This is a genomic window from Luteibacter aegosomaticola (assembly GCF_023078475.1).
Classification (GTDB): domain Bacteria; phylum Pseudomonadota; class Gammaproteobacteria; order Xanthomonadales; family Rhodanobacteraceae; genus Luteibacter; species Luteibacter aegosomaticola.
In genome coordinates, this window is the sequence record NZ_CP095741.1 from 4,976,148 (window position 1) to 5,002,399 (window position 26,252).

A 26,252-nucleotide genomic window follows, 5' to 3' on the forward strand; every position below is an offset into this window, starting at 1 on the left:
CCTTCCCATGACCCTCGCCTTCGTCAACGGTCGCGTGCTGACCGATAACGGCTTCCAGACCGGCTTTGCCGTGCTGGTGGAAGACGGCACCATCACCGCCCTTGCGTTGCCCTCGGACCCGCGCGTGCGCGCCGCCGAGAAGCACGATCTGGGCGGGCGCACCCTGCTGCCCGGCTTCATCGATTGCCAGGTGAACGGCGGCGGTGGCGTGTTGTTCAACGATGAGCCGACGGTCGATGCGATCCGCGCGATCGGCACCGCGCACGCGAAGTACGGCACCACCGGCTTCCTGCCGACGCTGATCAGCGACGACGCCGACGTCATGTCGCGGGCTATCGACGCGGTAAACGACGCGGTAGCGCAGGGCGTGCCCGGCGTGCTCGGCGTGCATCTGGAAGGTCCGTTCATCGCACCCGAGCGGAAGGGCGTGCACGATCCGGCCAAGTTCCGTATCGCCGGCGCCGATGACATCGCGATGGTCGCGCGCCGGCACGGCGGCGTGACCTTGCTGACGCTCGCCCCCGAGCGCGCGAGCGACGAAGTGCTCTCGCAGCTGGTCGCCAATGGCGTCATCGTCTGCGCCGGCCATACCGGTGCGGATTACGACGCGACCCACCATGCCCTCGCGATGGGCGTGCGCGGCTTCACCCATCTGTTCAACGCCATGACCCCGTTCACCAGCCGCGAACCCGGCGTGGTCGGTGCGGCGCTGGAACACCGTGATAGCTGGTGCGGCCTGATCGTCGACGGCCACCACGTGCACCCGGCTTCGCTGCGCGTCGCTATCGCCGCCAAGGCGCCGACCAAGATGATGCTCGTCACCGACGCGATGCCGCCGGTGGGCTCGGATAACCCGAACTTCGTATTGAAGGGCGAAACGATTACCGCGCGCGATGGCGTGTGCCAGACCGCGGACGGCACGCTCGCCGGCTCGGCGCTCGACATGGCTGCCGCGGTGCGTAACACCGTCAACATGGTGGGCGTGCCCTACGATGAAGCGGCCCGCATGGCATCGACCTATCCGGCCGCCTTCCTTGGCCTGGCCCGCACCCATGGTCACATTGCCGCCGGCTATCGCGCCGATTTCGTGGTGATGGACGATGCGCACGAAGTGATGGAAACCTGGATCGGCGGCGAACGCGTCTTCGCCGCCTAAAAAAATAGCCGGCGCTCCGCGCCGGCAAGATCTGGGGAGTTTGCGTGGTGCCCGCGGATACATGGTCCGCGGGCACCCATCGTTCTCGCCTTACAGCGAGAAGTCGTAGCGCATACCAAGACGCACGTAACGCGGGCTCTGGTAAGCAATGGCACGCTTGTAGTTGATGCTCTGCACCGGCACGCCGTTGCGGATGGCACCGGTTTCACCCACGTCGACCTGGGCGACCTTGCGCTGTGCGCCGGTGACGTTGAAGACCGTCGCGGTGAACGCCAGCGGCTGCTTCTCGCCAGCCCACATCGGGCGGTACTCGGCGTTGAGATCCAGCTGCCAGGTGTACGGCAGGCGGCCCTGCGAGCCACGCGGCGCCGGCTTCAGGCCGCACTCGAAGTACGAGGCGCCGTAATCGATCGCATCCACCGGGTCCACGCCGATGCAGTTCTTCGGGCGGCCCGTGGCCACCGCGAGGTTCGCACCGATCAGGAACTCCGACGTCGCCTGCCAGTAACCGTACGCCTTCAGCTGATGGGTACGATCGTTCGGCAGGGGGCCGTTGGTGTACTGCATGATTTCCGGGGCATCCCAGTCCTGCGTCACCGACGGATCGAGCTGGCCGATATCCGACTTCAGCTGGCCTTCGGAGTTACCGTAGCTACGCGAGAACGTGTAGTCGATGCGACCGTACCAGTCGTTGGCGAAGTGGTGTTCCAGGTACAGGTCCAGCGAGTAGTAGCTGCGCTTGAGATCCGGGAACTTCACGCCAGCCGGCGAGGTGAAGTCGTCCTTGGAAATCTTGAACGGCACGTAGTTGCCATCGCCGGTGTTGACCAGGAACGTGTTCGACTCACCCGGGTTGAACAGGTAGCAGCCCGGCAGCGACGCGTTGGAGATATCGATGCCGTGCGTTTCCGCGTACTTCTCGAACGGACGCGAATCGCAGAAGTCGTCGATCGAGCTCTTCAGCTTGCGATACGTCGCCTTTGCGCCGAAGCTCCAGTTCTCACTCAGGGCCTTGTCGAAGCCGAGGATGTATTCGTCCTGGTAATAGGCCTTGATGTTCCTCGCGGCCACGGTCTTCGGATCCAGCGGCGTGCCGTCTTCACCATTGAGATAACGGCGGGCGCCCAGCTGCTCGGTGCCGGTCGGCTCGCCGTTCGGGCCCACGCCGGTGTACGAGTAGTACTCGCTGTAATAGGTGGACGCGGACGCGCCGCGGATGGCGACGTTCGACGGGATGGCGAGATGGTAACGGCCGGCGTTCGCGTACACCTTGAACGAGGAGTCACCGAACACATCCCACGTGGCGCCCAGGCGCGGTGCCAGCTGGTGGCGCTGCTTCACGTAGGTGGCGCCGTCGCCGTTGATGTTCTTGAACTGCTCGTTACGCAGGCCGAGATACACCATCCAGCGATCGGTGACCTGCCAGTGGTCTTCGATGTACTGCGCTTCCTGCTCGGTCTTGACGCTTGCGCCGGTCTGGAACAGGCGCTTTTCGACGAAGTAATCGTCGCCCGGCGGCGGGACGATATCCGGACGGTTCGGCACTTCGCCGGCATCCTGGTAGACCCAGCGGTAACCGCCTTCGTAGATGTTGCCGGCGGTGGATTTCAGCGTCTGGTTATCGACACCGACGCGCAGGTCGTGGTCGCCGATGCGGTATTCCACGTCGAGGCGGTAGCCGTGCGTTTCATCCTTCGCACCCTTGCCCAGCACCGTGCCGTTGACGAGGCCGCAGCCCACGATCGGCGTGGAGACTGACCGGGAATCGGTGATCCACGGGCAGTTCGGGTTGGAAGCGTAGGAGAGGTCGCGCTCGTGCACGGTCTTGCTGTGGCCGTACAACGCGGTGATGGTCAGGTCATCGGTGATGTAACCGGTGTACTTGCCGATGTAGACATCGCCACCCGGCGCCGAACCCGGACCCGCGTCGAAGTTCTTCAGGTTATCGGTACCGATGTAACCGGCGCGATGGCCCGTCGAATAGTCGTACTTGTAGACGCTGCGCTCGGTGTTGGTCTTGTCGCCCAGGCCGGTGACTTCGAGCAGGTGGTTATCCGTGATGTTCCAGTCAACCTTGGCCAACCACTTGGTGGCTTTGTTTTCCTGGTACGTCTTCTGCGGCGCGGTGGCGACGCTGACGATACGGCTATCGGTACGGGTGAAGTCGCCCGCGGCATACAGGAACAGCTTGTCCTTGATCAGCGGGCCGCTGATGTAGCCGGTGTACTGCGTGTCGGTGCCCTTGTTGCCCGAGCGGGTCTGGTACAGCGTGCCGTTCTGGCGGTAGATGTTGCGCGGATCCTGGCGCAGCGCCGCAGGCTGCACGTAGACGCCGAAGCCACCCTTCCACTCGTTACCGCCGCGCTTGGTGACGATGTTGATCACGCCACCCGTGGAACGGCCGTATTCCGCACCGTAACCGCCGGTAAAGATCTGCTGCTGGTCGATCGCGTCGTAAGGCAGGCTGGTGAAACCCAGGCCGGTGAGCGCGTTCGTCACCGCATAACCGTTGATGTAGTACTGGTTTTCCGAAGCTGACGAACCGCCGAACGAGGCGACGTTACCGTAGCGGCTATCACCGGCGATGACGCCCGGTGCCAGCAGGGCGGCGGCGGTGACGTCACGCGCCAGCGGCAGCTTCTGCAGCTGCTCGGAGGTGAGCACGGTGCGCGAGTCGACCTGTGAGACGTCGATGGCAGGCAAGGCATTGCCGACGACCTGGACGCCTTCGAGATCCTGGGCGTTGGCGGACGAGGCGGCCGCGGCGCCAGCGAACGAGACGTCGACGCCGCCCAGGCTCACCTGGACGTTATCGCGCGTTTCGGCCACGGCGCCGTTGCGCTCCACGCTGACCTTGTAACGGCCAACGGGCAGCGAGCTGGCGCGGTAGCGGCCTTCCGAGTCCACGTTCACATCGCGGGTCAGGCCGGTATCGAGGTTCTGCAGGTGGACGACGGCCCCGTCCGGCTGGGCCACGCGGCCGAAGACCGTACCTGACGCGTTGGACTGGGCGAGGGCGCCGCCGCTAGCCGCGAGGCAAAGGGCGACGGCGGTGCAAAGACTGGTGCGGCGCAGGGCGCCTTGGAGCAGGGTGGAACGCTGCATGCTGTATCTCCCCGGATGAACTGCAAGGAGCCCGGCCACGAAGAACTAAGGGCCAGGCCCGTTCTCGGCTACCGTCTTGTTCCCCCCTGCACCGCCACTCCCAATGGCGGTTTCGGCCGGGAACCCTCCCCGTAACGCAAGAAAATGCGTACGACAGCAGCCAGCAGCGTTTGTAATCGAAGGTTTTTACGAACGTCAAGTGCTTGTTAACAAATCGTGGGCTTTCCATGCCCATCGATGCACTTCCCGTTAGAATGGCCAGGTTCGGGTGTCCGCCCTGGCGTCAGGCCAGGAAGGATGAAACGGGAAGCCGGTGCGCCACTCGCGTGGCAAGGCCGGCACTGCCCCCGCAACGGTATGCCGCTGGGGCCCCAGGCCCCGATCTGGCGCGGTAAACGCCACTGCCCCTCGGGGTGGGAAGGCGCCCGCCAGAGCTCCATGCATGGGGAGCGGCGAGTCCGGAGACCGGCCCGAGACCATCCCTGCGGCATGCCGCGGGGTGGCTCTGTTTCGGACGATTCGCGGCGGGCGGATCCGGACAGCTCCGGTCTCTTGCCCGCGCGCCGTTCGCCCTCCCGTGACCGTCCTTGTTTTGAGACTTGCCGCAAGCCGGCTCGAGGACGCTCCACCTATGAAGAAGACCCTGCTCGCGACGGCCCTGCTGTCGTCCATCACCCTGGCGCACGCCGCCGATGCTCCGGAAGCCCTGCCCACCGTCGTGGTCACCGCGAACCGCGCCGCCACCCCGCTGGACGAGGTACTCGCCCCGGTCACCGTGATCACCCGTGACGACATCGACCGCCTGCAGCCCACCAGCGTGCAGGACCTGCTCACCGGCCTGCCGGGCGTGGTCATGGCCAACACGGGCGGCATCGGCCAGCAGACCTCCATGTTCATGCGCGGCACGAACTCGTCGCACACCCTGGTGCTCGTCGATGGCGTCCGCGTCGGCACGGTCGGCGCCGGCCTGCCTGCTTACGAGCAGCTCCCGGTCGAGCAGATCGACCATATCGAAGTGGTCCGCGGCCCGCGCTCCACCCTGTACGGATCGGACGCCATCGGCGGCGTCATCCAGATCTTCACCCGCCATGGCGAGGCCGGGCAGGCGCCGACGCCCTCGGTGTCGGTGACCGGTGGCAGCCACGGCTACGAGGCCGCCCAGTTCGGCGTTTCCGGCGGCACCACCCATGGCTGGTACAACGCCAGCCTGGGCGGCCAGTACACGGCTGGCATCAATGCCTGCCGCGATGGCGCGGCCGAAGCGGGCAAGGGCTGCTTCACCGATGAGCCGGACCACGATGCTTATCGCACCTACAACGGCGCGCTCTCGGGCGGCTACCGCTGGGATAACGGCACCGAACTCACCGGCAGCTGGCTGCGCAGCAAGGGCACCATCGAATACGACGGTGACTTCCAGAACCTGACCCGTCGCTCGCAGCAGGTCGCCGGCGGCAAGCTGAGCTTCGACGCCATGGCCGACTGGCGCATGTCGGTGAGCCTGGGCCAGAACCAGGACCGTGCCGACAACTACCTCAATGGTTCGGAAAAGACCTGGTACGACGCCGACTTCAATCCGCACGTGGGCGCCGACAAGCAGCGCATGGGCTACCTGTATTCCAAGCGCAACCAGGCCGCCTGGCAGAACGATTTCACCCTGGCGCCGGGCCAGACCCTGAGCGCGGGCGTCGATTACCAGCAGGAAAAGCTGGATAGCGACACCGATTACCTGAAGACCACGCGCAACAACACCGGCGTGTTTGCCCTGTACCAGGGCGTCTTCGGCCCGCACGAGATCCAGCTCTCGGCGCGCCACGACCACAACACCCAGTTCGGTAACCACAACACGGGTTCGGCGGCCTACGGCTTCCGCTTCGATAACGGTATGCGCATCACGGCGTCGTACGGCACTGCCTTCCACGCGCCGACGTTCAATGACGAGTACTACCCGTACGGCACCCCGGTGGCGCTGAAGCCGGAGAAGTCGCGCACGGCTGAAATCGGCCTGAGTGGCACGCCGGGCATCTGGAACTGGGCGGTGAACGCCTACCAGACCAAGGTCGACGACCTGATCGGCTTTGACGCGAACTTCCTGCCGATTAATGTGAGCCAGGCGCGCATCCGCGGCCTCGAAGGCCAGCTGGGTGCCGATGTCGATGGCTGGCACGTGCGTGCCTACGCCACGCTGCAGCAGCCGCTGAACCGCGACAACGGCCCGAATGACGACAACCTGCTGGCGCGCCGTCCGCGTCGCACCGGCCGCGTGGACCTGGACAAAGACCTCGGCGCGTTCACCGTGGGTGGCTCGGTCTATGCCGCGGGTTACAGCTACGACGACGCGGCCAACACCACGCGCCTCGGCGGCTACACCACGGCCGACCTGCGTGCCACCTGGCACCTGGACAGCGCGTGGAGCGTGCAGGGCCGCGTGGCCAATGTGGCCGACAAGCACTATGAGACGGCTGCGTACTACAACCAGCTGGGCCGCACGTACTACGTGACGGTGCGCTTCGCGCCGAACCCGTAAGGGCTGACACACCCCTGTAGGAGCGCGCTTGCGCGCGATGGGGTCTTGCCGCGAGCACCTATCGCGCGCAAGCGCGCTCCTACAACAGCGGGGCATGGGGGGTGCCATTGGATATGCCTGCTTAAACAGTCATTCCGTGCCTTTCGGCAGGGGCTGACGGGTGGCACAGGCGACACGGGAGGCCATGACGGCATAAAGTGCCCGGCGCGGGCGTTCCCGCTGTCACAGGATGTGTCGTGAATTTTTTTGCTCCTTTCATCCGCCGGCCCCGGGGAACGTCGCTGCTCGCGGCAGGCCTCACGCTGGCTGGCGCACTGGCGTACATGTTGCTGGGCGTGGCCGCGCTGCCCTCGATCGAGGTGCCGGCGGTTTTCATCCAGACGCAGATGCCGGGCGCCAATGCGCAGACGATGGCCAACACCATCATTGCGCCGCTGGAGCGCCACCTGGGCCAGATTCCCGGTGTGGACCAGATGTACTCGAACAGCACGGAAGGTGCCGGGTTCGTGCGCCTGCGCTTCAACATGGATCGTTCCACCGACGCGGCCGCGCGCGATGTGCAGGCGGCGATCAATGCGTCCATCGCCGACCTTCCGCCGGGCATGCCCAGCCCGCCGCAGTACTTCAAGTTCGATACGGGACAGATCCCCGTACTGCTCGTCTCGTTCACTTCGAAGACGATGCCGGCGGACAAACTGTTCGACGTGGTCGATACATTGATCCGGCCAACCGTGTCGCAGATCGACGGCGTCGCGCGCGTGCAGGTGTTCGGTGGCACGCCGCATGCGGTGCGCGTCGAGCTGGATACCAATGCGCTGTCGTCGAAGGGGCTCACGACCAACGATGTGAGCAACGCCTTGCAGGCAGCCAACGTGAACTCGCCGCAGGGCTTGCTCTCCGACGGCCACTCGCAGATGACCGTGATCGCGAACGACGGGCTGCATGACGCGGATGAATTCGCGCGCATCCTGATCGCGATGCGCAACGGCGTGCCGGTGCGTCTGTCCGATGTGGCCAACGTCACCAGCGGCCAGCAGGATATCTACCAGAAGGCGTGGTTCCAGGGCGAACGCTCGGTGACCATGCAGATCAGCAAGCGGCCCGAGGCCAACTCGATCGCGACGGCCGACGCGATCCGCGCCGCGCTGCCACGCTTCCGCGCGATGCTACCGGCGGATGCGGTGGTGACACCCATCTTCGACCTGACCCAGACGACCCAGTCGGCGCTTCACGAGGTGAAGGTCGCGCTGATGATCTCCATCGTGATGGTCTGCCTGGTGATGCTGGTGTTCCTGCGCCGCCTGGGCCCCACGCTCATCGCGACCCTCAGCGTGCCGTTGTCGCTGGCTGGCGCGTTCGTGGTCATGTGGACCCTGGGCTACACGCTGAACACCATGTCGCTGATGGCGCTGGTGCTATGCATCGGCTTCGTCGTGGACGATGCCATCGTGGTGATCGAGAACATCGTGCGCCACATGGAGAACGGCTCAGCGCCCATGCCGGCCTCGCTGGAGGGCGTGCGCGAGATCGGCTTCACCGTCATCTCGATCACCATCTCGCTGGTGGCCGTGTTCGCACCGCTGCTGTTCGGCAACAACATGATCACCAAGCTCCTGCGCGAGTTCTCGGTGACCCTGGCCTCGGCGGTGCTGATCTCGGCCGTTGTCTCGCTCACGCTCACCCCGGCGCTGTGCGCGCGCTACCTCAAGCACGATGAGCCGGATCGCGTACCGGGACGCCTGGAAAAAGCGTTGGAGAGGTTCGACAAGGGCTTCCTGAACACCTATTCGCGCGCACTGGACTGGGCCATGCGCCACCGCCGGATCATGCGCTGGCAGCCGCTCACCCTGTTGATCGCCACCTTCCTGCTGGCCATGGCCGTGGTGAAGACCGCCGGCGGCAACTTCATGCCCGATGAAGATACCGGCATGCTCCAGGCGGAGATCACCGCGGACGCGAACATCTCGCCCGATGAAATGACCCGGCGTCTCACCAAGGTCGCCGACATCATGCGCAAGGATTCGACGGTGGCCGATGTCACCGCGATCCTCGGCGGCGACAACGGCGGCGCGGTGGGCAACCAGGGCCTGATGTTCATCGACCTGAAGCCGAAGGGCAGTGGCCCCGATCATCGCCATGAGTCGATCAAGGAAATCATGGATCGCATGGGCAAGGAGTACGAGAAGATCTCCGACGTCCAGGTGTTCTTCAACCCCGTGCAGTTCCTTGGCGGCGGTGGTGGTAACAGCAACCGCGGCCAGTACTCGTTCCAGCTGATCAGCACGGGCGGCGAGAGCCTTGAGCCGTGGACGCTGAAACTCGTGCAGGTGATGCGCGGCATGAAGGAGTTCCGCGACGTCGGCAGCGATTTCGACGTGGTGGGCAAGCAGCAGATGCTACAGGTGGATCGCGATGCCGCGAGCCGCCTGCAGATCGGCATGGGCATGATCGATACGGCGCTTTACAACGCGTTCGGCCAGCGCCAGGTGTCGGTGATCTATTCGGACATCAACCAGTATTGGGTGGTGCTTACCGCGGCGGCAGCGCAGTCGCTCTCGCCCGAGACGCTGTTGAACACCTACGTAAAGAACAGCGTGGGCAACATGGTGCCGCTTTCCGCGGTGGCGCATATCGCGCCGGTGAGCACGCCTAGCGCGGTGACCCACCAGAACCAGCTGGAATCGGCGGATATCACTTACAACCTCGCGCCGAAGATCACGCCGGACAAGGGCAATACCCTCGTCGAACAGGCCGTGGCGAAGCTCTCGCTGCCGGAAGGCGTGCGCATGGATTTCACCGGCGCCAACCAGCGCCTGCGTGACGCGCAGTCCAACGGCATGGTGTTGCTGATCGGCGCGATCCTGGCGGTGTACATCGTGCTGGGCGTGCTTTACGAGAGCCTGGGCCACCCGCTCACGATTCTTTCCACGCTGCCGGCAGCGGGTGCCGGTGCGTTCCTGGCCATGCTGGTCACGCAGACGCAGCTCACGTTGATGGCGATCATCTCGGTGCTTCTGCTGATCGGTATCGTGAAGAAGAACGCGATCCTGATGGTGGATTTCGCGCTGACAGCGCAGCGCGAGCAAGGGATGTCGCCGGTCGAGGCGATCCGCCAGGCGGCGTTGGTGCGCTTCCGCCCGATCACGATGACCACGCTGGTGGCGATGGGCGCGGCGCTGCCGCTGGCCATCGGTTTCGGCGTGGGTTCGGAGATGCGCCGGCCGCTGGGTATCGCCATCGTCGGCGGGCTGCTCGTCTCGCAGCTGCTGACGCTGCTGAGCACACCGGCGATCTACCTGTGGAACCACGACCGCAAGGAGCGCAAGTACCGGCGGAAGCTGAAGCGCCGGTACAAGCGGTGGGTGAAGCTGCGCAAGGCGCGCGGTGCTAACGCGTCTTACAGCACGGCGGCGGCCAACCCGCGCACGTAATCCCGCACATCCCCAGGCCACGCCTCGGTCAGCGCGGTGAACCGTTCGCCTTCGCGGCGATGGAACGCGCGCGAGGCTTCTTCATAGCCGGCCAGGTTGCCGGCCAGCGCCAGCATCACCCGGTCGACGGCCTCGCTCGCCTGCCGGGTGCGGTCGATATCGACGTTCTCGCGGCTGGCGCTTTCGACCAACCGGCGTAGCGCGACCGAGGCGCCGCCGGGCTGCGCGGCGAGCCACTCCCAGTGACGCGGCAGCAGGGTGACCTCGCGCGCGACCACGCCGAGCTTCGGCCGGCCTGGACCACGCCGGGCCGGCGCAGGCTCAATGGCCTCGAGGCGCGCCAGGACATCGTGGGTAGTGCCGCGGTAATCGATATCCACAGGACGACCGGTGCTGTCGTCGTAGATGATCGGGCTGGCGTTGGGTTCGCTATCGAGATGCGCCTTGCAGCGCTCGGCCACGACGGCGAGCGGGCCGCTACCCACGCGGTGGGTGCCATCGAAGGCGGTGTAATGATTCTGCATGGGGGTCTTCCTTCCACCGGGACCCGCCAGATATTACCCGGTAAAAATTGTACGTCAATAGTGCCCGGGTAAAATATCTCAGTGGATGCCCCAGGCATAGGCATCCATCGACAGCACGCCATAGGTTACGCCGCCATCGATCGCCATAGGCGTATCGCCAGCGGCCGCGGCCGCCGCGACCAGCAAGGGCAGGTAGTGTTCGTCGGTCGGGTGGGCCCGCAAGGCCGAGGGGGCACGCCGGCGATAGTCGCGCAGCGCTTCGGTATCGCCAGCGAGCACCGCCGCCTTCGCCCACGCCGCGAACTGCCGGGTGTAATCCTCAGGCTCGCGCGTAACCCGCGCTTCCCGGGTGTTATGGGTCAGGCTGCCCGAGCCCAGCACGGCTACTCCGCGGTCGCGTAACGGCGCCAGCGCCTTGCCAAGCCGCAGGGCCGAGTCGACGTCGAGGTTGTGCGGCATGGAGACCTGCAGCACCGGCGTATCCGCCTCCGGCCGTAGATAACGCAGCGGCACCCACGCGCCGTGATCGAGCCCGCGCTCCGCATCCACCAGGGCGGTGAAACCGTGCTCGATCAACAGGCCTGCCGTCTCGGCGGCGAGCGATGGCAGCCCGGGCGCCGGATAGCTCAACGTATAGAGCTCCGGCGAGAAACCGCCGAAGTCATGCATCGTGGCGGGCCGGGGTGCACCCATGACCCGCACGCCGCACGTCTGCCAGTGCGGCGAGACCACGACGATGGCCGTAGCGCCAGCCAGGCGCTCGCCGAGCGTCGTGAGCTGGCTGCCGAGCAGGCCGGGCTCCAGGGCGAACGTGGGGGAGCCGTGGGAGACGAAGAGTGCAGGTGCGCGTTGCATGGCGATGTGCCTGGCGGCGGGGGTGGGGGATGCCACTCAATGTAGGCATCGCCGCCGCGCGGATAAATCACCGTGGCGCGAACGGATTGTTCAGCCGACGAGTGCGGGCGCCCGGCCCAGCTCGTCCAGCGGCACCGGCCGCGAGAACAGGAAGCCCTGCATGGCGATGCAGCCCTCGTTTTCGAGCCATTCGCGCTGGCTCTGCGTCTCCACGCCCTCGGCCACTACCCGCAGGTTGAGGCTACGGGCCAGGAAGATGATGGAACGGCAGATCGAGGCATCCGCCTTGTCTTCGAGCAGCGAGGTCGTGAAATGGCGATCCACCTTCATCTTGTCGAGCGGCAGGCGCGACAGATAGGTGAGGTTCGAATAGCCCGTACCGAAGTCATCGAGCGCGATGCTGACGCCCATGGCGCGCAGTTCGTGCAGCGTGCGAATGGCCCGCTCGGGCTCGTTCATGAAGGCGCTCTCGGTGAGCTCGAGCTCCAGCGCCGAGGCGCTGGCCCCGGTTTCACGCAAGGCCTGGCGCACTTCGGCGACCAGATCCGAATGAGCGAGCTGCTGCGCCGAGATGTTCACGGCGATACGGCAACCTTCCCCCAACACCTCCACCACGCGGCGCTGCTGGCGGCAGGCCTCGCGCAGCACCCACTGGCCCACCGACACGATGGCGCCGGTTTCTTCCAGCAAGGGAATCAACTGGTCGGGCCACGCGAGGTCGCCCGGCGCCATGGGCCAGCGCAACAGCGCTTCCACGCCGATCGGCTTGCCGGTGAGGCTATCGTGCTGGGTCTGCCAGGCCAGGGCGAGTTCCTGGTCCAGGTTGGCTGGGGCGAGCCGGCTGATGACGGTAAGACGCGCCATCGCCGTCGCGTGCATATCCGCCGAATAGCGCTTCCACGTATGCCGGCCGGAGCGCTTGGCATCGTACATCGCGGTATCGGCATTGCGGATCAGCGTATCCGCATCGGCACCGTCACGCGTCGCGAAGGCCACGCCGATGCTGCACTTCAGCCGCTGTACGGTGCCGCCCACTTCCATCGGCTCTTCGATCGCACGCTGGATCCGCGGCAACACATCGAGCGCCTTCGCCGGTGGCCCACTGAAAGGCAGCATCGCCACGAATTCATCGCCACCGAAGCGGCCAATATGGCCGAGGCCGTCCAGTGCATCGCCTAGTTTGAGCGTCACATCACGCAGCACCTGGTCACCCAGCGTGTGGCCCAGTGCGTCGTTGATGAACTTGAAGTGGTCCAGGTCGATGAACAGCACCATGAGGCCGGTGTTGTCGCGGATGCACTCGCGCACCAACCCGTCGAGCTGCTCGCGCAAGGCGCGGCGGTTCGGCAGGCCGGTAAGTTCATCGTGGGTGGCCTGGTGGTTCAGGCGTTCTTCGTAACGGCGCTGCTCGGTCACGTCACGCACGATCACCAGCGTGCCGCGGCCGCGCGAGTCCTTGTATTCGGACAGCGCCAGCTCCGCCTCGAACGGCATGCCCTGCATGGGTTCGAGCCAGGCGATGACACCGGCGCTTTCGCCGTTGCCCGCACGGATCGCCGCCAGTGCGTCGTTATCCATGAGCTCCGCCGCGCCCCGGCCCGTGAGGACCTGGCCCGGCATGCCAAGCCGCTCCTCAGCGAGCGGATTGGCGAAATCGATGTAGTCGTCACGCACCACCAGCAGGGGCAGCGGCATGCGTGCGAGCAGCTTGCGGTAAGCCGCTTCGCTCGCGGCCAGGTCGCGGTCGGAATCGCGCAACCGCTGCCGCGTCTCGTGCAACGCGGTGATCTCGCTGATCGTGCCCGCGAGGATGGTGGTGCCTTCCTCGTTGGTAATCCGCGCCGCGCGCAGGTTCACCCGCAGTTCGTGGCCATCGGGGCGGCACAGGCGGTGTTCGAGCTCGTAGGGGCCGTCGCCGTGGGTGAAGCGTTCGACCCACGCGGCGATCGCCGGCCGGTCTTCTTCATGGACCAGTTGGTAATACGTGCCGAAACGGCCGCCCATGCGATCGATCGACAGGCCCGTGATCTCATAGACGTGCCCCGACCAGACGATGGTGCGCGAGCGCAGGTCGGCTTCCCACAGGCCGATATGGCCACTGCGCTGCACATCGCCGAGATGGCGCGCGCTGCGGGTGAGCGCTTCGAGCAGGGAACCCTGGCGCTCGTAGGCACGGCCGAGCCAGGCGGCCACGCCGTTGAGGATCAGCAGGAGCACCAAGGTCGCGATGACCGTGGCCTCCGCCTGGCGGATCCATTCGGCACGGATGGCACTGCGGTCCACCCCGACGCGAACGATCAGCGGATACATGGCCGAGGCCGACCAGGCGTACATGTAGTCGCCCTCGTCGTACGTACCCTGGCTACCCGGGGCCACGGACTTGAGGGTCCAGCGCTGGCCGGTGTATTCGCGGTTGCTGGCGAACAGATGGCCCTCCGGCGAGAACACGCTGAGCACTCCGCTGGCACTCAACATCGCGTGGCGAAGCATCTCGGTGGCACGTTCGCTATCGATGCGGGCACCGAATGAATCCGGCTCGGCGACGCGCGAATCCACAAGCACCCTGACGGTGGGACCAAGGCTCAGGTGGGCCGGCGACACGTTTACCCGGACGCTGGCACCCAGGGACTGGTGCCGGGGCGCGGCCATGGTCGGCTTCCAGTCGGTCGGAAGCCGGGAGTGGGTGGCGGCCAGAACGTTGCCGTCGGCATCCAGGGCTACGAAATTTCCTAATTCCGGATGCCGGGCCTGGACCTCGGCCAGGGCCGTGTTGAGCGGACCCGGGTCGGCGCTCGTCACATTATTCCGCAGGGCCAGCAGCGGCCCAAGGCTCGAATCGATGTCCTGGTCGAGCGCGCGGATGATCCCAGCGGAGGCACCGACGATCTGGCGGTGGCTGGCACCGATCATGCGTTGGTAGGCATCCACCTGTAGCCAGCCGACGATGGCGACCACGCCGATGGATAGCGCGGCTGCGGCCACGCTGAGCGCCAGCCGGATACGGCGCGCACGTAGCCTGGTCGCTCCTTTGTCCACCGCCCCTGTCACTTCCGTAGTGCCTCGCCCGTGCCGTTTGAAAGGCCCGGGTATGCCGAGGCCTATACGCTTTATCGGCCACTCCCGTCCGCCCTTGAGATGACCCGTCGGCACACATCGTTCCAAGCCTGCGGTTAATCGGCGGAAATATTCTTTCCCTACCCTCTTTATTCACGCTGGCTGGACACTATTTACCGAACGATCCAGTTCTGAAATTTGCTTTTCGCCCCAGCGCCACACATAAACGTCCCACCATAAGGACCTGTTCCCCCATGCGCTCGTCCCGCGTTGCCCTCGGCGTCCTCGCCGCGCTTTCCCTCACCGTTGCCTCGCTCCCGGCCGCCGCCGACACCCATATCGAAGTCCAGGGTGGCCGCAGCTACATGGACAGCCACCCGACGGATGCTTTCTTCATCGAGTCGGTCTTCAACCCCTACCAGATTGGCGCCAGCCGCTTCACCTGGTCGCCGGACGTGTCGATCGGCTACATCAAGGGCCGCGACGTGGGCCGCTACGCAAATTCCCACCCGGGCGTAAACAACAACGTCTGGGTCGGCGCCGCCGGCGCCCGCCTGCACTACGGCGTGGATGGCGACTGGTACCACCCGTTCTTCTTCAGCTTCCAGGTCGCCGGCACGGCCGGTGGCCGCACCCAGGCCCTGTCCTCGGGCTACGAGTTCGTAAGCACGCTGGGCTGGCAGTGGAAGAACATCAGCTTCCAGCTCCGCCACATCTCGAACGGCAGCTTCAAGGAGCCGAACCGCGGCGAGACGATGGCGCTCATCGGTCTCGGGTTCGATATCTAACCGCGGAAACACGATCCCCTGTGTAGGAGCTCACCCTGTGAGCGACGCCGTTCGCTACAGACCCACAAGGCCTGTAGCGGTATCGCGAAAGATGTCGCCCACAGGGTGGGCTCCTACGGTAGAGGCACAAAAAAAAGGCCCGGCATACGCCGGGCCTTTTTTTTAGCCTTAGTGGCCCGAGGCCGCTGGCCCGGCCTTGGCCGCGAACGGCGGCTTGGCGAGCCACACCACGAAGATCAGCGCCATGAACACGAAGCCGAGGATGTGGAACACCTCGTTGAACGAGATCTGGTACGCCTGCTGGGTGATCATCTGGTTCACCGAAGCGGCGGCATACGTCGGATCGCCATTGCCGATCTGAGTCAACGCCGCCTGCGCGCTGGGGTTATACGGCGTGATGTTCTCCGCCAGGCGTTCGTGGTGGACGATGGCGCGGTGATCCCACAGGAACGTGGTGAGCGAGGCCGCGAAGCTACCGCCCAGCGTACGCAGGAAGGTCGCCAGGCCCGAACCGGCCGCAATCTCACGCGGCTGCAGGTCGGAGAGCAGGATCGAGAGCACCGGCATGAAGAACAACGCCACGCCCAGGCCCTGGATCAGCTGCACCATCGCCACGTGGAAGAAGTCCACCTCGAGGTAGAACTCCGAACGCATGAAGCAGGTACCGCCCATCACCAGGAACGCGCCCGTCGCGAGCACACGCAGATCGAACTTGTGTGCATAGCGGCCGACGAACGGCGTAAGGATCACGGGCAGGATACCTAGGGGTGCCGAGGCGAAGCCGGCCCACGTGGAGGTGTAACCCACGTTGCGTTGCAACCACTGCGGCACCAGCAGGCCGATCGCGAAGAACGCCGCGTACGCCAGCACGAGACACAAGGTGCCCATGCGGAAGTTCCGATGGCGGAACAGCTTCAGGTTAACGATCGGATCCTTGTCCGTGAGCTCCCAGATCAGGAACACGGCCAGGCCAATCGCTGCCACGATCGCCGTAGCGATGATGAAGGGCGAGTTGAACCAGTCTTCGTCGTTGCCCTTATCGAGCACCACCTGCAGCGCACCCACGCCGATGATCAGCGTGATCAGGCCCACGTAATCGACCTTGGGCTTTTCGGTCTGCTCCGGGCGCCCCTTCATCTGGTTCGAGACCACCATGGAGGCGAAGATGCCGATGGGAACGTTGATGAAGAAGATCCACGGCCAGGTGTAGTTGTCCGTGATCCAGCCACCGAGGATCGGGCCTGCGATAGGCGCAACGACGGTGACCATCGCGAGCAGGGCGAGTGCCATGCCGCGTTTTGCTGGTGGATAAATTGAGATCAGCAGCGACTGCGTGATCGGATACATCGGACCCGCCACCGCACCCTGGATGGCGCGGAACAGGATGAGCATGCTCATGCTCTGCGCGATACCGCACAGGAACGAGGCCAGCGAGAACAGTAGCGTGGCCCACACGAACAGCTTGGTTTCACCAAAGCGACGGGTGAGGAAGCCGGTGAGCGGCAGCGCGATCGCGTTGCTCACCGCGAACGAGGTGATCACCCAGGTGCTCTGGTTGGAGCTGACGCCAAGGTTGCCCGCGATGGTCGGCAGCGACACGTTCGCGATGGTGGTGTCCAGCACCTGCATGAACGTCGCGAGCGATAGGCCGACCGTGGACAGCGCCAGGTTTGGCGGTCGAAATTCGGTGCTCATGGATAAGCCTGGTCGTTAGAGAGTGGCAGTGAGGGAACCGCGGGCGCACTGTTCTTCAACGCGTGCGCCCGCAAAGCCTTCCCTTACTTCGGCGCCTTCTGCTGCTCGGCGCCATCGCCGGCCGACGCGTTCTCGTGGATGACGCTCGCGATGTCCTTGTCGGCATCGGCCAGCTGCTTGTCATACACGGTGGTCGAGAATTCGGGCTTGGTCGGCGCCTGCTGCGCCAGCAGCGGGCCGTTCTGGTCGTGCAGCGACACGGTGACCTTGGTCGACAGACCCAGGCGCAGCGGCTTTTCTTCGAGCTGCTTCGGGTCGGTGAAGACCACGCGGACCGGCACGCGCTGCACGATCTTGATCCAGTTACCGGTGGCGTTCTGCGCCGGCAGGATCGAGAACGCGCTGCCGCTACCCACGCCGAGGCTGCGGATCTTCGCCTTGTAGACCGTATCGCCACCGTACACGTCAGCGGTGACGTCCACCGGCTGGCCGATGCGCATCTTGGTCAGCTGGGTTTCCTTGAAGTTGGCATCGATCCACACCTCATGGAGCGGAACGACAGCCATCAGGGCGGCACCCGGCTGCACGCGCTGGCCGACCTGCACGCTGCGCTTGGCGACGTAACCGTCGGTCGGGGCAACGATGGTGGAACGCACGTAGTCGAGGTAAGCCGAGCGCAGCTTGGCAGCGGCGGCGCGCACATCCGGGTGCGAGGCGACGACGGTGTCATCGACCAGCACCTTGCTGCTGCTGTACGACTGCTTGGCCGACGACAGGCTGCTTTCGGCCGAGGTCAGCGTATCGAGCGCGTGCGAGAGTTCTTCGGCCGAGATGGCACCCGTCTTCGCGAGATCGCGGCGGCGGTTGTAGTCGGCACGGGCACGGTCGACGGCGGTCTGGCGCACCGAGACATCGGCCTGGGCCGAGGTCACGTTGTTGTACAGGCCGCGCACGCGGCGCACGGTGGTGGCGAGGTTGGCGCGTGCGCTTTCCAGGGCCACTTCGGCGTCGCTCGGGTCGAGCTTCACCAGCACATCGCCCTGGTGGACGAGGTCGCCATCGTCGGCGCCGATCGAGGTGACCGTGCCGGCGATCTGCGGGGTGATCTGCACGACGTTGCCGTTGACGTACGCGTCATCGGTATCTTCGTACCAGCGGCCGTCCACGAAGTACCACACCGTCCACGCGATGGCCGCGAGGATGATGAGGGCGACGAGCAGCTTGAGGAAGAACCCACGACGGCTCTTCGGCGGTGGCGCCACGGTGGCGCCGGTCGGTGCGGTGGTTTCTTGTGACATCGGTATATGCCTTGGAAAGTGTGTGTGTTCTTAGTGGGCGGCGTCGGCGACGGGCTGGTCGCCGGCTTCGGGGCGGAAGCCGCCACCCAAGGCCTGGATGAGCTGCACGGAGGTATCGACCTGCTCGGCGCGCAGGGACACGAGACGCTGTTCGGCCTCGAGCAGCTGCTGGCGTACCGAGAGCGAGTCGAGGTAGCTGCCGACGCCCGCCTTGTAACGCTGCTGGGCCAGGTCGTAAGCCTGCTGGGCCGCATCGTGGGCACGCTGCTGCGCTTGCATCTGCGCGTTCAGCGAATCCAGGCCAGCGAGATCGTCGGCGACTTCATTCACCGCGCCCACGAGGGTCTGGTTGTACTGCGCCACGGCCAGGTCGTACTGCGCATCCTTGCCGGCAAGGTTCGCGCGGCGGCGGCCACCGTCGTAGATCGGCAGGCTCACCGCCGGCAGCACCTGCCAGAAGCGTGCAGCCGACGAGAACAGGTTGCTCGAACCACCGGCGACCTGCGCCGCGAGCACGCCGAGCGTCACGTTGGGCAGGAACTCCTTCTTCGCCGAATCGATATCCTTCGAGGCGGCTTCGACGCGCCAGCGCGCGGCGACCAGGTCGGCGCGGTGGCCGAGCAGATCGGCCGGCACGTTGGCCGGCACGGCGACGGCGGACGGTGCCAGCGTCGTCGGGCGCTCGATGGCGAGGCCGCGATCCGGACCCTTGCCGAGCAGCATGGCGAGCTGGGTGCGCGCCGTGTCGATCGCGCGCTGGGCCACGGCCATCTCGCGTTCGGCCGAGGCGACTTCGCTATCCGACTGCTTCACCTGGATCTGGTTATCGACGCCGGCAGCGACACGCTGTTTGGTCAGGTCGCGCGAGGCACGGCTACGGTCGAGCTCGGCCTTGGCCACGTCCATCTGATCGAACGCGTAGCCGAGTTGTACATAGGCACGGGCCACGTTGGTCGAGATTTCGATGCGCGCGGCGCGGGCGTCCACTTCAGCGGCACGCTGCGAACCCACCGCAGCTTCAAACGCATCGCGCTTGCCGCCCCACAGGTCGAGATCCCAGTTGAAGTTGCCGTAGCCGTACTTCGTCCAGCTGAAGTGGCCGAGTTCGTTACCGACCAGGCCCTGCGGGAGGTGCGCGCCGGCGGCGCCGCCACCGACGTTGAAGGTCGGGTCGCGGGCGGCGTCAGCCGAGCCGGCCTGCGCCTGTGCCTGGCGCACGCGGGCGTCGGCGACGGCGAGGTTCGGGCTGTCCTTCAGTGCTTCGTCGATCAGCGACGACAGGCGGGCATCGCCCAGCCCTGTCCACCAATCGGCGGCCGGCCAGGCCGAGGGGCTGGCATCACCGCGGCCGAGGCTCTTCTCGGCGTGGAGGGTGGCCGGGTCGGTCAGGTGGCCCTGCGTTTCCAGTCCACGGCTGGTGACACAGCCGGAAAGGACGAAGGCGGCACCGATGGCCGCCACGAGTGTGTGCAGACGCATGCGTTTTGCCTCAGGTTTTCTTAATTCAGTTCGATTCGCGCAGCGCACACAACACGCGCTGCAGGTAATCAAGAAGGTGGCCCTGCTCTTCCGCGGACAGATCCTTCTGCGCGCGCTGGAGCGTGGCGACGTTGCTTTCGTGCAGGTGGCGCCACAGCGCCAGGCCAGCCTCGGTCAGTTCAATGCGCAGGGCACGGCGGTCTTGCTCATGCGGCTGGCGGCGCAGGTAGCCCTTGGCTTCCAGCTGGTCCAGCTGGCGCGTCATGGCGCCGCCGTCCAGGTCCACGGCACGCGCCAGCTCGGTGGCCGTCATCGGGCCCAGGTTGGCGAGGCGCTTTAGCACGTGGAACTGGGTGAACTTGAGGTCGGCGCCCAGCGCGGCCAGGTCAGCCTCGATAGCCCGCACGATTTCGCCGCGGACCATGCCGATAAGGGCGCCGAGGCTGTCTCGGCCGTCCGGGGAAGCGCACAGGTTGGTATTCATGCCGCGCATTCTATTGCCTGACTGATAGTTGTCAAGGCAAATATGATTGCGCCAGATATTTTCAAGGGGCGGCTAGTTACTCCTCGTCGGCCAGCAGGGCTGCCAGAGCCGGGTCACGGATGCTGAACAGGTCGAACACACCCAGGGCGCGGAGCGTGGGCAACTGGGCCAGCAAGCGAGGTTCCAGGCGGCGGCGCTGCTCCTCGGAGGTGGTGGAATCCAGCATGGCGTGGGCACAGGCCACGAACGTGACCAGGGCATCGCCAGCGGCGGTGTCATCGTTAAGCTGCGAAAAGTCGGTGGTGACGAGGCGGATCATGGGGACCTCCGGCGTCGAGGTCCGGCACGCGGGCTGTCGGCGGATGCCGCGCGCGGGACAGTTGCTTGGGGATGCAAATGTTATACATGTCCCCTATCGGCCTGATATCGTTATCGGGCCAATTAGTGTCGAGATCCGGCCAAAATGGAAAAAGAAGCGTTCCACGAGATGTTCGACCGGGCCGATGGCCCGCCCGTCCTCGCCTATGCGATGGAGCGCGATACGGCGCTGCTCGAGATCGACTGGCACCAGCATGTTCGCGGCCAGTTTTTCTATGTAGAGCAAGGCCTTATCGTTACACGAACGGAGCGCGGTACCTACCTGCTACCGCCCCATCGCGCTGGCTGGATGCCGCCTGGCCTCATGCATACGGTGAGCATTTCGGGGCCGAGCCGCGCCTGGGGCGTGTTCGTTTCGCCCGATGCTTCCGAGGGCCTGCCCGATCATGCCTGCGTCGTGGGCGTCGATGACGTCTTCCGCGCGGTGGTGAAGCGCGTGGCCACCTGGGCACCGGATGCGCCGACCTCGCCGGAAAGCGAACGCCTGCTCGCCGTGCTGCTGGACGAAATCCGCCACGCCCCGGTGGAGCGCATGCATCTGCCCATGCCCACCGACCGCCGGCTGCGCCGCGTGGCCATGGCGATGGTCGAACATCCGGAAGACACGCGCAGCATCGAGGATTGGGCGACGTGGGCTGGCTTGTCCGTGCGCACGCTCACCCGGTTGTTCCGCGAGGAGACCCAGTGCAGCGTGGCGCAGTGGCGGCAGACCGCGCGGCTCACCCGCGCGCTCGAGCGGCTGGCCGAAGGCGAGCCCGTGTCATCCATCGCCGATTCGCTCGGCTACGCCACGCCCAGCGCGTTCGTCGCGATGTTCCGCAAAGCCTTCGGCGACACCCCAGGCCGCTACCTCTCAAGACAAGCCGCCGCCGCCTAACCCGCCCAAACATCAATCCACCACCGCCTTACACATCCACAACCCCTCAAACGTATAAGGCTCGCCGCTATCCCGCGCCACCACGTCCACGGCCACGCGGCCATACGTCCAGCCATCGTGCGTACCGGTATCGCCCACATCGTGGCAGCCGCCGCCACGTTCGTACGTGCCGGTTTCGGCATGGGTCATCTCGGCCTCGTCGCGTGAACACTGAGCCAGCGCTTCCGCATGGGAAGGGAAGCGGTGGTTGCCGAAGACGTAGCGCTCGTCGGTACAGCGCGTAGCCGCATACACGGGTGAAAGGCTGAGGCAGAGCAGGAAAGCTGGGAGACGGCGCATGGAATGGCTCCGAAAGCACTGGGGCCGACGAGCCTGCTGGGCCGTTCCCGCGAAAGGAATCAGACTATTCTGAGAAATCGGGCCAATCGTTGCGCTTGTGACCTCACGCACGTTTTGACCGTTGACGGTTTGCCCTAGTGCGCCGGGAAGCGGTAGCCGACTCCGGGTTCGGTCTTCAGCCAGCGGGGGGCAGCAGCGTCATCGCCGAGCTTCTGCCGGAGCTTGCCCATCACGATGCGCAGGTAGTGGGTGTCCTGCGTATGGGTGGGGCCCCAGATATCGCGCAGGATCTGCTGCTGGCTCACTACGCGGCCGGGGTGGCGCACGAGCATGGCCAGCACAGCGAATTCCTTGCGGGTGAGCGCCACGGCCACGCCATCGAGGAAGACCTCGCGGCGTGCGAGGTCCACGACCAGGCCGCCTTCGTCATAGCGCACCGGCGCTTCCGCCTGTCCGGCTTTCGCGCTCTGGCGCAGCAATACGCGCAGGCGGGCCATCAGCTCCTGGATGCCGAACGGCTTGGTGACGTAATCGTTGGCGCCGTTATCCAGCGCCTTCACTTTCTCGGTTTCCGCATCGCGCACGGAGAGCATCACCACCGGCACCTGGCTCCACGTGCGCAACTCGCGCAGCACGTCGTGGCCTTCCATGTCGGGCAGGCCGATATCGAGCACCACCAGGTCCGGCGATTGCGTAGCCGCGAGGCCGAGGCCTTCCGCGCCATTGGCGGCGAGCACCACCTGGTAGCCCTCGGCACGCAGGCCGATATCGAGGAAGCGCCGGATCTGCGCTTCATCATCGATCACCAGGACACGCGGGGCGGCAGGGTTCATGCGGTTTCGTCGGGCGGCGGCGGCAAGGGCAGCGAGACCCGGATGGTCGTGCCTTGGCCGGCGTGGGGCAAGGCCTCCACGCTACCGCCATGGGCGCCGATCATGCCGCGGCAGATCGCCAGGCCCAGGCCGGTGCCCTGTTTGCCGCGATCGCCGCGCGAGACCGAATAGAACATATCGAAGATGCGCGTGCGCTCGTCCTCGGGGATACCCGGGCCGCGATCGGCCACATCCACCAGCAGGCGGCCGGCCTCGGTGCGCACGATCACCCGGATGGCTTCGCCCGGCGGCGAGAAGCGCGCGGCGTTTTCGAGGATGTTGAACAAGGCCTGCTCGATCAGCGCCGGGTGCACATGGAGCAGCACCGTATCCGGCGGCAGGTGCACGTCGACGCGCGTATCGGGGAACAGTTTGCGCAGGCGCGATACGGCGGCGGCGACGATCTCGCCCGCATCCACCCAATCGCGGTTGAGCTTGAGCGTGCCGTGGCCGAGCCGTGTCATGTCGAGCAGGTTCTGGATGTAGCGATCGAGGCGCTGGCCTTCGCCGAGGATCGCCTGCAGCAGTTCGTGGCGTTCTTCCGCCGGCAACTGCGCGTCATAGCTCAGCAGCGTGCCGGCCGACCCGATCATCGAGGCAAGCGGCGAACGCAGGTCGTGCGAGACCGATGAGAGCAGCGCGCTGCGCAAGCGCTCGGTTTCACCCTGGACGCGTGCGCTCTCCAGTTCCACCGCAAGCCGTGCGCGCTCGAGCGCGAGGGCAATATCTTCGGCCATCGCCAGCGCCAGGCCACGACGGTCCGCGTCGGGTTCGCGCGCGTTCAACGGGAAACGCAACGCAGCCACACCGGCGCGGCGTTGTTCGCTGCCGAGTGGCAGCATCCAGCAGGACGCACCGTTGAGCGTATCGGTGTAACGGCCAGCCGGTTCGGCGTGGGCCTCGCACCAGTCCGCCGCGGCGCGGTCCTGGGTGGAAAGGGCGAACGCATCCGGCATCGAGGCCACGACCTGCAGATCCGCACCGGCATCGCGAGCGAGCATGGCCACCTCGGCATCGAGCGCACGAGCGAGGGCGCGTGCGCCAGCGGTGCGGATGCTTTCCGCGTCAGCGCTCGTCGCGAGCTGCTGGCCCAGCGCGACGAGCGCACGGCCACGCACCTGCGCCGCGCGCAACGATTGCACCTGCCCGGCAAGACGCGTCGCCAGCCGGCTGCAGACCAGCGCCGCGACGAGGAACAGCGTGACAGCCAGCACGTCGTCGGCGTTCGCGATCGCCAGCGTGTATCGCGGCGGTGCGAAGAAAAAGTTGTAACCGAAGAAGCAGAGGATCGCCGTATACACTGCCACCGCCATGCGCGTACGCGCAGCGACGATCAGTACCGCCGTGAGGAAGATCAGCGAGAGATTGGCGACCGAAAGATAACGATCGGCGACGAACGAGAGCGCCATGGCGATCGCCGTGGCGGCCGTGGCGAATGCATACTCCTTGCGAGTACCGACATCGGCAACGCGCAGGCGATGGCGGGCGCGGGCCCGTTCGGCCGGCGTCGCGACGATGGTGAGTTCGAGATGGGCGCCCCGGCGCAGCAGCTGCTGGGTGAGCGAAAAGCCCATCCGGCGAGCAATGGGTCGCTCGCGCGTGCGGCCCACGACGATCTGGCCCACGCCTTCGCGGTCGGCCCACGCGAGCAGCTCGTCGGCCACGGCGTGGCCGCGCAGGATCACGGGTTCACCGCCCAGGCGGCGGGCAAGACGCATGGCCGCATCCACGCGTGCGCGACGCTCGCCATCCACGTTGCCGGTATCGACGAACAGCACGCTCCATGGGCCGCCGCGACGCTCGGCGATACGGCGGGTCATGCGCACGAGGTATTCGCTTTGCGCGTGGCCATCGATCGCCGCCATGGTCCGGCGACGCACAGGCATGGCCCCACCGCGGGCGAGCATGTGTTCGCGCAGGTCGCTGTCGACATGGTGGGCCACGGTCTCCACCGCCAGCTCGCGCAGGGCGGCCAGGTTGGTGGGCGAGAAGAAGGCATCCAGGGCGACCGCCGCCGTTTCCGGCACGTACACCTTGCCCTGCTTCAACCGGGTGATCAGTTCACGCGGCGGCAGGTCGATCAGCACGATGTCGCGGGCGCGGTCCAGGAACGCATCCGGCACCGTTTCGCGAACCGCCACGTTGGTGATCCGGCGCACCTGGTCGTTGAGGCTTTCGAGGTGCTGCACGTTCAGTGCGGTGTACACCTCGATCCCGGCATCAAGCAGGTCGGCGATGTCCTGCCAGCGGCGCGTATGCCGTCCACCGGGCAGGTTGGTGTGCGGGAGTTCGTCGACGATGAGCACGGCCGGCTTGCGGGCCAGCGCGGCTTCGAGGTCGAACTCCTGGAAGTCGCGGCCCGCGTAGTGAACCGTGCGGGTCGGCAAGACCTCGATGCCTTCCAGCAACGCGGCCGTCTCCGCGCGGCCGTGTGTCTCGACGAAGCCGATGACCACGTCGATGCCCTGCCGGCGCAGATCGCGCGCGGCGGACAGCATGGCGTAGGTCTTGCCCACGCCCGGGGCCGCGCCGAGGAAGATCTTCAGGCGCTGACCGCCCTCGTCCTTCACGGCGTTGAGCAAGGCATCGGCGCGGGCGTCGCGGGTGTCGGTCATGGGGCGAACGATACAGGGTGAGTAGAGGCGCGGGTGATAGCGTCTAACGGCCGGCTGCGCGTCATATCGGCGTTGGCCCGTTTCCTCCCGTAGGAGCCCACCCTGTGGGCGACGCCTTTCGTACAGCCGCCGCAGGGTCTGTGGCGCTATCGCGAAAGATGTCGCCCACAGGGTGGGCTCCTACAGGGCGGGGTTACCGCGAGGCCTGGTCCAGCGCGAGGTTTAGCTCCAGCACGTTGACGCGTGGCTCGCCGAGGGCGCCTAGCTGGCGGCCTTTGATATTCGCCGCCACCAGCTCGCGCACTTTCTCCGTTTCCATATGCCGCGCCCTGGCTACCCGGCCTACCTGGTACTCGGCCGCGGCCGGGCTGATCTCCGGATCGAGGCCGCTACCGGAGGCCGTCACCAGATCCACGGGCACAGGCGCGGTGTTAGCCGGATCCGCGGCGTGCAGCGTGGCGATGCGCTGCTTCGCGGCCTCGGTAAGCGCCGGGTTCGACGGCCCCTGGTTGGAGCCGCCCGACGCACCGGCGTTATACGGATCCGGCGTGGTGGCCGACGGGCGGCCCCAGAAATAGCCCGGGGCCGTAAAGGTCTGGCCGATGAGCGACGAGCCGATCACCTTCCCGTCCTTCTCGATCAGGCTGCCCCCCGCCTCATGCGAGAACAACAGGTGGCCGAGACCACCGACCACCACCGGATAGGCGATGCCGGTAACGGCCGTAAGCAGCAGAAGCAGGACAAGCGCATTGCGCAGCAGGGTACCCATGGCCGCTTT

General features: G+C 66.0%; 18 protein-coding genes and 1 riboswitch. Of the genes, 5 read left to right on the forward strand and 13 right to left on the reverse strand.

The features are described from left to right. Positions 1-7: 7 nt before the first annotated feature. Positions 8-1,156: an N-acetylglucosamine-6-phosphate deacetylase gene (gene nagA, locus L2Y96_RS22325; RefSeq protein ID WP_247330653.1), complete on the forward strand. Its 1,149-nt coding sequence runs from the start codon at positions 8-10 to the stop codon at positions 1,154-1,156. Between the two features lie 90 nt (positions 1,157-1,246). On the opposite strand, the gene L2Y96_RS22330 is transcribed toward nagA, so the two are convergent. Next, positions 1,247-4,261: a TonB-dependent receptor gene (locus tag L2Y96_RS22330; RefSeq protein WP_247330655.1), complete on the reverse strand. Its 3,015-nt coding sequence runs from the start codon at positions 4,259-4,261 to the stop codon at positions 1,247-1,249. Between the two features lie 249 nt (positions 4,262-4,510). Next, positions 4,511-4,749, forward strand: a riboswitch (cobalamin riboswitch). A 143-nt stretch (positions 4,750-4,892) separates the two neighbouring features. On the opposite strand from L2Y96_RS22330, the gene L2Y96_RS22335 reads away from it, so the two are divergent. Both L2Y96_RS22335 and L2Y96_RS22340 read left to right on the forward strand, forming a co-directional pair. Next, complete coding sequence (locus tag L2Y96_RS22335) at positions 4,893-6,785, forward strand: TonB-dependent receptor domain-containing protein (protein ID WP_247330657.1); 1,893 nt, start codon at positions 4,893-4,895, stop codon at positions 6,783-6,785. A 236-nt stretch (positions 6,786-7,021) separates the two neighbouring features. After that, positions 7,022-10,216 carry an efflux RND transporter permease subunit gene (locus tag L2Y96_RS22340; protein ID WP_247330659.1) on the forward strand — a complete coding sequence of 1,065 codons (3,195 nt, stop codon included), beginning with the start codon at positions 7,022-7,024 and terminating at the stop codon, positions 10,214-10,216. Here the strand turns inward: L2Y96_RS22340 and L2Y96_RS22345 are convergent. From L2Y96_RS22345 to L2Y96_RS22355, 3 genes are all read right to left on the reverse strand, one after another. Beyond that, positions 10,183-10,740, reverse strand: a complete 558-nt coding sequence (locus tag L2Y96_RS22345; RefSeq protein ID WP_247330661.1) for a DUF2239 family protein — start codon at positions 10,738-10,740, stop codon at positions 10,183-10,185. The two genes, L2Y96_RS22340 and L2Y96_RS22345, sit on opposite strands and share 34 nt — an antisense overlap. Before the next feature lie 78 nt (positions 10,741-10,818). Next, the gene (locus tag L2Y96_RS22350; RefSeq protein WP_247330663.1) at positions 10,819-11,595 is read right to left on the reverse strand and encodes a dioxygenase family protein; all 777 of its coding nucleotides are present in this window, start codon (positions 11,593-11,595) and stop codon (positions 10,819-10,821) included. A 90-nt stretch (positions 11,596-11,685) separates the two neighbouring features. Continuing rightward, a complete protein-coding gene (locus L2Y96_RS22355) occupies positions 11,686-14,631 on the reverse strand; it encodes a bifunctional diguanylate cyclase/phosphodiesterase (RefSeq protein WP_247330664.1) in 2,946 nt (981 codons plus the stop codon). 272 nt (positions 14,632-14,903) lie between these two features. Between L2Y96_RS22355 and L2Y96_RS22360 the strand changes: the two genes are divergently transcribed. Further along, on the forward strand, positions 14,904-15,437 hold the full coding sequence (locus tag L2Y96_RS22360) for an acyloxyacyl hydrolase (protein WP_247330666.1): 534 nt from the start codon (positions 14,904-14,906) through the stop codon (positions 15,435-15,437). Positions 15,438-15,605: 168 nt separating this feature from the next. On the opposite strand, the gene L2Y96_RS22365 is transcribed toward L2Y96_RS22360, so the two are convergent. The 5 genes from L2Y96_RS22365 to L2Y96_RS22385 all read right to left on the reverse strand — a co-directional run bounded on the left by L2Y96_RS22365 (position 15,606) and on the right by L2Y96_RS22385 (position 20,712). Next, complete coding sequence (locus L2Y96_RS22365) at positions 15,606-17,132, reverse strand: DHA2 family efflux MFS transporter permease subunit (protein WP_247330668.1); 1,527 nt, start codon at positions 17,130-17,132, stop codon at positions 15,606-15,608. A gap of 83 nt (positions 17,133-17,215) precedes the next feature. Beyond that, on the reverse strand, positions 17,216-18,430 hold the full coding sequence (locus L2Y96_RS22370; protein WP_247330670.1) for an efflux RND transporter periplasmic adaptor subunit: 1,215 nt from the start codon (positions 18,428-18,430) through the stop codon (positions 17,216-17,218). Between the two features lie 30 nt (positions 18,431-18,460). Beyond that, on the reverse strand, positions 18,461-19,909 hold the full coding sequence (locus tag L2Y96_RS22375; protein WP_247330671.1) for an efflux transporter outer membrane subunit: 1,449 nt from the start codon (positions 19,907-19,909) through the stop codon (positions 18,461-18,463). Positions 19,910-19,934: 25 nt separating this feature from the next. Further along, positions 19,935-20,393 (reverse strand): MarR family winged helix-turn-helix transcriptional regulator, encoded by a 459-nt coding sequence (locus L2Y96_RS22380; RefSeq protein WP_247330673.1) that lies wholly within the window; start codon positions 20,391-20,393, stop codon positions 19,935-19,937. Positions 20,394-20,469: 76 nt separating this feature from the next. Further along, positions 20,470-20,712: a hypothetical protein gene (locus L2Y96_RS22385; RefSeq protein ID WP_247330675.1), complete on the reverse strand. Its 243-nt coding sequence runs from the start codon at positions 20,710-20,712 to the stop codon at positions 20,470-20,472. Positions 20,713-20,856: 144 nt separating this feature from the next. Between L2Y96_RS22385 and L2Y96_RS22390 the strand changes: the two genes are divergently transcribed. Further along, on the forward strand, positions 20,857-21,648 hold the full coding sequence (locus L2Y96_RS22390; protein WP_247330677.1) for an AraC family transcriptional regulator: 792 nt from the start codon (positions 20,857-20,859) through the stop codon (positions 21,646-21,648). A gap of 12 nt (positions 21,649-21,660) precedes the next feature. Here the strand turns inward: L2Y96_RS22390 and L2Y96_RS22395 are convergent, their stop codons facing one another. From L2Y96_RS22395 to kdpC, 4 genes are all read right to left on the reverse strand, one after another. Further along, positions 21,661-21,987, reverse strand: coding sequence for a hypothetical protein (locus L2Y96_RS22395; protein ID WP_247330679.1), 327 nt, complete (start codon positions 21,985-21,987; stop codon positions 21,661-21,663). Positions 21,988-22,121: 134 nt separating this feature from the next. Further along, positions 22,122-22,820: a response regulator gene (locus tag L2Y96_RS22400; protein WP_247330681.1), complete on the reverse strand. Its 699-nt coding sequence runs from the start codon at positions 22,818-22,820 to the stop codon at positions 22,122-22,124. Next, a complete protein-coding gene (locus L2Y96_RS22405) occupies positions 22,817-25,474 on the reverse strand; it encodes a sensor histidine kinase (RefSeq protein WP_247330683.1) in 2,658 nt (885 codons plus the stop codon). The genes L2Y96_RS22400 and L2Y96_RS22405 overlap by 4 nt, the downstream gene beginning before the upstream one ends. 193 nt (positions 25,475-25,667) lie before the next feature. Beyond that, a complete protein-coding gene (kdpC, locus tag L2Y96_RS22410) occupies positions 25,668-26,243 on the reverse strand; it encodes a potassium-transporting ATPase subunit KdpC (RefSeq protein WP_247330685.1) in 576 nt (191 codons plus the stop codon). Positions 26,244-26,252: the final 9 nt, after the last annotated feature.